Origin of the sequence: Mycobacterium sp., assembly GCF_050701675.1 — a bacterium.
In the GTDB taxonomy this organism is placed as follows: Bacteria; Actinomycetota; Actinomycetes; order Mycobacteriales; family Mycobacteriaceae; genus Mycobacterium.
This window is the reverse complement of the sequence record NZ_JBOGDD010000926.1, coordinates 1-5,759: the sequence shown is the minus strand read 5'-3', so window position 1 is coordinate 5,759 and position 5,759 is coordinate 1. Positions and strand designations below refer to the sequence as shown.

Here is a 5,759-nt window from a genome sequence, read left to right as displayed (position 1 = left end):
GGGCAGGGGCGGGCGCCCCGGCTGCGGGATCGCCATCCACGGGCGGTGCGACGCCGTCCTGTGGCGGGCCCTGCCCGTCGGTTCCCGGTCCTGGGGGCGGTGGCGGTCCGTTCAGGAAGGTATTGCCCTGCACCGGGGTCGGTTCACCCGAGCTGGTGGGTGACGACGTGCTCTGGGTCTGCGACGGCCCGGCCTGCTGCTGTCCCGGCAGGTGTTGGTTGCCCTGGGTGCTCTGGCTGCCCTGATCGCTGAGGTCGATCTGCGACGACGACACCTGCGAAGAGGTGTCCACCGTCGGCAGCGGGATCGGCGGCAGCTCAAGGCGGTCCTGGGGGATGTCGGGCACCGGCACGGGCGGTTGACCGTTGATGAGCAACGGTCCCTTGGCGCTGTTGAGCAGTGTGGACCAGCCGCCGTTGCCCAGGGTGGCGCCGATGCTGCAGGACACCTGCTTGCTGCCCGCCGTCCAACTGGGCAGCGAGATGGTGCTGTAGATCAGCGTCAGCGTCGTCTTGCGGAGTTCGACCGGCGCAAGATAGGCGTCGGTCATCTGGGTGCAGGAGTCCTTCACGAACTGGTCCTGGTCACCGTCGGGGGGCACCGGGCCCGGGAACTTCTCCGCGAGGTTGACCGCGCCGGTGACCTCCATGGCGTGCGGCTTGGCGCAATCGATGGGAATGTCGATCGGCTGGTTCGTGGCCGGGTCGATGCCGAGGCACGTTCCCGAGGGCCAGACCTTCGACTGGTCGCTGTCGGCGACCTTGCCCTTGAAGGCCAGCTGGTGGTTGTCGGGGCCGGCCAGTTGAAGGCCACACAGCATGCGCCGCTCGCCCGCCTGACGCCACGCCTTGTCCCCTGACCAGACGAGGCTGACGCTGAACCGGCCGTTGGGGTCGTACCTCTCGCCGAGATACTGGCGCGCCGCGGCCTGGCACTGCTCCTGGCTGATCTGCTTGATGCGCGCCTCGGTGGGCGGCGCGGCGTCTGGGCCGTATTCCGTCCCGGGAAAGGTCCTCATGTCGATCGTCTCGGCGACTTCGAACCGGTGCTCGTCCTTGCAGTCGACGATCGCCGCCGCGTCGGGCACCTGCTCCGGCCAGTTCAGACAGGTGCCGCTCTTGGCGTGGTCGAACGTGGCGTTGCCGCGCGCACCCAGCGCTGAGGAGCCCGCGTTGAGTCCGATGGGGTTCCTGCCGTCCCCGGTGCCGGGAAGGGCGGTGATGAGACCGGCGATGAGCAGGCCGCCAAGAGCCGTCAGAAGCAGTGCGCGGCGCGTGGAGGCAGCCTGCAGACTTCGCCACCATGCCGGGCGGGTCGACGGCTCACCAGCCTCGTCCGTCGCCCGGTCCGTGCCCAGCTCCGTGGCCGTAGGTGCATCCAACATCTGGTCCATTGTGACAGGCGCGCCAGGCGGTGTGACAAGAGATGCAGTTGTAACGTTATGTGGTTGTGCCCCGGGGTGGGTAGTTGCCGGTCCCCTGGATGATCCCCCGCTACGTGCCGAACGTAGGGTTTTCCTCGTGATCGACCTCAAGCTGCTGCGCGAAGCGCCGGACAGGGTGCGCGCGTCACAACGGGCGCGCGGCGAAGACCCCGCCCTCGTGGACGTGCTACTGGAAGCAGACACGGCGAGGCGTTCCGCGATATCGGCGGCCGACAATCTGCGGGCCGAACAGAAGACGGCGAGCAGGGCCGTCGGCTCGGCGTCCGCGGACGAACGGCCCGCACTGCTGGCGCACGCCAAGGAGCTGGCCGAGGGGGTCAAGGCCGCCGAAGCCGCGCAGGCCGCCGCCGAAACCGCGTTCACCGCGGCGCACATGACGATCTCCAACGTGATCATCGATGGTGTCCCCGCAGGCGGCGAGGACGACTTCGTGGTGCTCGACACCGTCGGCGAACCCGCGGCGATCGAGAATCCGAAGGATCACCTCGAACTCGGCGAAGCGCTTGGGCTGATCGACATGGAGCGCGGCGCGAAGGTCTCGGGGTCGCGCTTCTACTTCCTCACCGGATTCGGTGCGCTGCTGCAGCTCGGCCTCCTGCAGCTGGCGGCCCGACTGGCAACCGAGAACGGCGCCACCCTCGTCATCCCGCCCGTCCTGGTGCGGCAGGAGATCATGTCGGGCACCGGCTTCCTCGGCGCGCACGCCGACGAGATCTACCGTCTCGAGGCCGACGACCTGTACCTCGTCGGGACCTCGGAGGTTCCGCTGGCCGGTTACCACTCCAATGAGATCATCGACCTTTCCGACGGTCCCCGGCGGTACGCCGGGTGGTCGTCGTGCTTCCGTCGCGAGGCGGGTAGCTACGGCAAGGACACCCGCGGCATCATCCGCGTGCATCAGTTCGACAAGGTGGAGGCCTTCGTCTACTGCAAGCCGGAGGACGCGGAAGCCGAACACCAGCGGTTGCTCGGGTGGCAGCGTCAGATGCTTGCTCTGATCGAGGTGCCGTACCGGGTGATCGACACCGCCGCAGGCGATCTGGGTTCGTCCGCGGCCCGCAAGTTCGACTGCGAGGCGTGGGTGCCCACCCAGGGGACCTACCGCGAGCTGACGTCGACGTCGAACTGCAGCACGTTCCAGGCGCGGCGGCTCTCGACCCGTTACCGCGACGAGAACGGCAAGCCGCAGATCGCGGCGACGCTGAACGGAACACTGGCCACCACACGCTGGCTGGTGGCCATATTGGAGAATCACCAGCAGCCGGATGGCAGCGTCCGTGTTCCGGATGCGCTGGTGCCCTACGTCGGAAGGTCGGTGCTGACACCATGAGCGAACTCGTGAGCGAATCATGAGTAAGAGCGAGCTTGCAATGTTTGAACTGGACGAGGCCGAACTGCGCACCTGGTTCGGGTTCGGCGTCGCAGGAAACTTCGCGGGCCACCTCGAGCAGGCCGGCGAGGCGGCCGACTTCGTCAACGTCACCAGCGACGGGGAGGCGCCCAAGGGCATCTTCCCTTGGTACGCACCGGGTTACGACGGCTTCCTCGGCGAGTTCCCACTGTCCCACGACAGCATTCTGCTTCCTGAGAGTGAGACGCCGCTCAACCTGCAGATCGAGCCCGAGGTCGGCCTGGCCTGTCACGTGACGTGGGAGGGCGACACCGTCGTATCGCTGCAGCCCTTCGCGCTCGGGGCGTTCAACGACTGCTCGATCCGTCGGCCAGGAGCGCTGAAGATCAGTCACAAGAAGAACTGGGGTCCGGCGTCCAAGGGGGCGGCCGCACGGTTCTTCGACATCGGTGACCTGACCCCGGACGGCCCCACGTCGACGCTTCGACTGGTGTGCAACCTGCGCACCGCCGACGGTCAGGAGCATGCCTACGGCGTGGACAGCCCCCTGCTCGGCTATTCCTACTACGGCGAGGTGCTGCTCGACTGGATCACCGAGCGCCTCGCAAGTCAGAAGGGGTCGGCGGATACGCCACTCGAGGACGTCGGGGCATTGATGGTTGCGTCCGGTCATCCGGCGAACCTCTTGATCGGCATCGGCGCGACGCGCTACACCGAGCTCGGCGAGTCGACGTTCCTTCAGCCGGGTGACGAGGCGATCGTGCGCGTCTACGACACCGAATCCGACGCGTTCTCCGAACTGCGGCAAGTGGTTTCGTCCCGCATAGCTTGATCCTGGCAGGAGGGCCGATGTCAGACGTGACGGTATCGCAACTGTGGCGGTTTCCGGTGAAGTCGATGGGTGGACATCAGATCGACGAGGTGCGCGTCGACCGGCGGGGCGTTCACGCCGATAGATTGTGGGCGGTACGCGATCTGGAGAACGACATCACCGCGTCGGCTCGCCGCGTGCCCAAGTTGCTGGGCTGTTCGGCCGCCTACGTCACCGAACCCGCCGCTGATGCAGGGCCGGGCAACGTGCCCGAGGTCACGATCACCTTCCCCGACGGCACCGAGTGCTGCAGTTCGGACACCGAGGTGCACCGACTACTCTCCGAACTGGTCGGCCGCGAGGTTCGGCTGACGGCGCTGCCGCCAACGGACGACACCAGCAGACACCGGCTCTCGCTGCGGCAGACGAAGGCCAACTTCTCGGCCGCCGAGGTGCGCCGCGACTTCGGCCTCTCGGAGTCCGAGGCGCTGCCAGACACGACGGTGTTCACCACCAAGCAAATCTTGACGCTGGCCCGATTCTCCACGCCCCCTGGTACTTTCGTCGATCTTGGGCCCGTGCACCTGATGAGCTCGGTCAGCTTGGCGTCGCTGTCCGCGGGCGACGAGCCCTATTCGGTCCGGCGGTTCCGGCCCAATGTCCTCGTCGACGTCGAGCAGCCAGATTCGGACTTTCCCGAGTCGGCGTGGGTAGGCGGTGACGTCCAGATCGGTTCGGCGACAATGCACGTCACGATCCCGACCATTCGCTGCGTCGTGCCGACGAGGCCGCAACCCGGCCTTGACCTCGACCGCACGCTGACCCGCCGTCTCGTCGACCGGACCGACCGGTTCCTCGGGGTCTACGCCGACGTCTCACGGCCCGGGCTGATGCGGGTCGGCGACGTGGTATTGGTCAAGCCTGCGTCACAACCGAATTCGGCTCAGCGCGCGCTGTCGGCGGTTGGCAAGGCGGCTACGCGCCAGGCGCAGCGGCTGCTCGAGGCCACTGTTCTGCGCGAGAAGAGCTAGTCGACGCGTATCGCGATTTCTGCGTCATGGTCGCTGTCGGGTCGCTTTTCGCAGCCCTGGTGCCGATCTCGTGAAACTCCGCGTGGATGCTTGTCAGTCGCTCAGCAACTCGTCGAGCACGGCGGTGAACTCCTCGACTCGCAACGGGGTGAAGGCGGGGCTCGGGTGCGTGTCGGTCACGTCGAGCGTGACCAACGTCGTCTTGATCGGTCGCCAGACATCCAGCGGAAGCCAGCGCCGCATGTCCCAGCTGCCCCAGATCCGGAATCGGTTGAGCACCAGACCGAGTGGCTCCGTCCGGTAGCCGCGCACTGCCCGCAGCGGGATCACCTTCGAGGTGCCCGACGGGAAGTGGTAGCGGCGCAAGGTGATCGCCTGGCGGTCCAGCTGAATCAGACCGTCGTCGTATTGAAGATCGGGCCCGGTCATGGCTCGACTCCCGCTCGCTCCGGTCCTCGCTCGTTCCTCGCTGCGATCCTCACTCGCGATCGTCTTCGGCTTGAGTCACGCCTTCGAGCTCCGCAGCTCATGACCCCTGGACGTCAGGCATCGGCCGTTCGTCAGATTCCACGACCAGCCGTGCAGGTTGCACGTGAGCGTGGTTCCATCCACCACGCCGAACTTCGACAGATCCGCCTTCAGGTGAGGGCACCGGCGTTGAATCTCCCAGCCGTCCAACGTGATCGATGCGGAGTCGTCGTGTGTTTCGGCGAACCAGCCATCCGCGTACGCGATACGTTCGTCGGTCAGGCACTTGAAGAACGTGTACAGATACTCGTTGTAACCCCCGACCCGCCATGCCTTGAAGCGGGTCGACAGGAAGATGGTGTTCACCCAGTCCGGCTCGTCGTCGCGCAGCACCGTGCGGACCAGCTCGGGAGCGATCTCGAAGCCGTATCGAAACTTCTCATCCGGAATCGCCTCGCGCACGGCGCGTTTCGGGAAGTCCAGTACCACGGTTTCCGGCCCCATGCGCAGCTCCACGGGGTAGCCGATGCCGTCGCAGATCTGATCGCTCTGCAACATGATCGGTTCGAACTTGGCCCGCAGCGGGTCGAGCAGCGACTCGCCGGCCGTGGGTGCCCAGCGGGCCTTCTCGGCGGCCAGCACGGGCGCCATCCG

6 protein-coding genes are annotated in these 5,759 nt (G+C 66.7%); 3 read left to right on the top strand and 3 right to left on the bottom strand.

Annotated features, from left to right (window positions below):
* Positions 1-1,393, bottom strand: a 1,393-nt coding sequence (locus tag ACRDUX_RS28165; protein WP_526418689.1) for a septum formation family protein, incomplete at its 3' end; no start/stop codon positions are given.
* Positions 1,394-1,520: 127 nt separating this feature from the next.
* On the opposite strand from ACRDUX_RS28165, the gene serS reads away from it, so the two are divergent.
* Genes serS through ACRDUX_RS28150 form a run of 3 tightly spaced genes read left to right on the top strand, consistent with a single transcriptional unit; the run spans position 1,521 to position 4,637 of the window.
* Entirely contained in the window at positions 1,521-2,774 is a 1,254-nt protein-coding gene (gene serS / locus ACRDUX_RS28160) for a serine--tRNA ligase (protein WP_526418687.1), read from the top strand.
* Positions 2,775-2,814: 40 nt separating this feature from the next.
* Positions 2,815-3,627 carry a DUF5718 family protein gene (locus ACRDUX_RS28155; RefSeq protein WP_526418685.1) on the top strand — a complete coding sequence of 271 codons (813 nt, stop codon included), beginning with the start codon at positions 2,815-2,817 and terminating at the stop codon, positions 3,625-3,627.
* Between the two features lie 17 nt (positions 3,628-3,644).
* Complete coding sequence (locus ACRDUX_RS28150) at positions 3,645-4,637, top strand: MOSC domain-containing protein (RefSeq protein WP_526418683.1); 993 nt, start codon at positions 3,645-3,647, stop codon at positions 4,635-4,637.
* A 93-nt stretch (positions 4,638-4,730) separates the two neighbouring features.
* Here ACRDUX_RS28150 and ACRDUX_RS28145 read toward each other — a convergent pair whose 3' ends face one another.
* Positions 4,731-5,066 carry a hypothetical protein gene (locus ACRDUX_RS28145; RefSeq protein WP_526418681.1) on the bottom strand — a complete coding sequence of 112 codons (336 nt, stop codon included), beginning with the start codon at positions 5,064-5,066 and terminating at the stop codon, positions 4,731-4,733.
* Positions 5,067-5,141: 75 nt separating this feature from the next.
* Positions 5,142-5,759, bottom strand: a 618-nt coding sequence (locus tag ACRDUX_RS28140; RefSeq protein ID WP_526418680.1) for a Rieske (2Fe-2S) protein, incomplete at its 5' end; no start/stop codon positions are given.